Annotated in this window: 1 protein-coding gene; it reads right to left on the bottom strand. The window is 64.2% G+C overall.

Translation table 11 applies throughout. From position 1 onward, the window contains the following. Positions 1–139 precede the first annotated feature (139 nt). Positions 140–1,543, bottom strand: a complete 1,404-nt coding sequence (locus tag ACTWP6_RS30175) for an IS1380 family transposase (RefSeq protein ID WP_443189627.1) — start codon at positions 1,541–1,543, stop codon at positions 140–142. Positions 1,544–1,664: the final 121 nt, after the last annotated feature.

Consider the following 1,664-nt stretch of genomic DNA (forward strand, 5'->3'; position numbering starts at 1 on the left):
AGCCTCGATCCGTGGACTTGAGTGATTGATGTGTCTGCCATGGCTGGTTGTCGTTTGGTGGGCTTGTGAGCGTGACGTAACCGCTGGTCTGCCCAGCTTTTCCCTGTGCGCTCCGGTAGGGGCCTATTCGGCCAGGTGGTCAGGCTGTGGCCAGTAGAGGTGGATCGTAGCCGATGATGTTGCGCCACAGCGTAAGCCAGTGGTCAGCCCAGGGCCAGTGGCTCGGTAGGTGCAGAAGGGGTCGGCGTTGCGGTCGGACCAGGCGTGCGGGGACGGTGATGAGCTTGCGGCGCAGTGTGGCGCCCCGGGCGACTGCGTGGGCTCCACCGGCCAGGACGCCGGCGGCGCGCAGCAGGTTGTGGGCAATCGCGGCGCACAGGATCCACGCCGAGTTCGCTCCGAAACGTCCCGAAGGCATGTGAGCCAGGGGTCCATCGATCAGGTCGGCGAACACGGTTTCGATGATCGCGTGGCGGCGGTGGGTGATGTCGGCCGCAACGGTGGGTTCGTCGGTGTCGGTGAAGAACGGGTGATACCGCCACACCGGAAACAGCGCATCAGGAAAGCGGGCATCTTTGACCCGACGCACGATCAACCGGGCGGTCATCGGGTTGTCGGTGGAGGTGAAGGCGGTGTAGGTGGTCTCGGCGACTTCTGCATCGGAGATCCAGGCTCCCGTGTCGGGATCACGGACCGCTCCGGGGTATTCCACTGCAATCCAGGCGCTCTCGTCGATGGACTCGATGGCTGCAGCGACGGCGCGGGTCTTGGTCAGCACCAACGAGAACTGGGCACCGGCGCGGCGGCAGGCTGTGGCCACGGTGCTGTTGCCGTAGGCCGAGTCGCCGCGTACCAGGATCGGGCCGGTGACCCCGGCGGTGCGGGCGGTGGCGACGGCTTGGGCGATCATCCGGGCCGCACCCTTGCCGGAGTTGGCCTTCCCGGCTCGCAACCGGGCGCCGGTGATCACCGGCGCACTCGTGGCGGTGCTGATCGTGGTGACCAACGGTGACAGGCCTTTGCGCAGGATCTGCTTGCCCGCGATTTTGGTGTGTCCGTAGGAAGCACCTTGTTTGGCGTGGCCATAGACCGGACGCAGCAGTGAGTCGATGTCGAGGAACGCGCGCTCGTCGGCGCCAGGCAACAGATCGACCCGCGCGCAGAGTCCGGCCAGGTGCTCGCGCAAAACCGATTCGAGCTGGCGGGCGTGTCCGAAAGTAAACTCGCGCAACAAAGTTCCGATGGTCGAGGGTGCATACACGCCGCCGAACAGTGTCTTCATCCCACCTGCCCGCACCAGGTCGAGATCGTCAATGCAGTCCGCACCGGCACACATGCCCGCGATGACTGTGCTCAGCTTCGGTGCCGGGTTGGCCGCCCCGGACTTGATCCTCGGCTCGGCAATGACCACCTTGTCACGTAATAGCTGCGGCAAGGCAGTCTGGGCCGCCAGGGTCATCACCGGGACCAATCCAGCGCAGGACACGAGATGGTCATCATCGAAGACCGCCGACGACACAGCGAAACTATGGGACACTTTCACCGGAAGTGCCTTTCTGACCTGGACTGATTAGTGCGTAGAGAACACCAATCTTCCCAGTTCAAAGGGCACTTTCCTCATTCCGACACCCTGCGACCAGCCGATACATCGGTGGATCGAGGCT

This window comes from Mycobacterium sp. 4D054, from assembly GCF_052245755.1.
Classification (GTDB): Bacteria; Actinomycetota; Actinomycetes; order Mycobacteriales; family Mycobacteriaceae; genus Mycobacterium.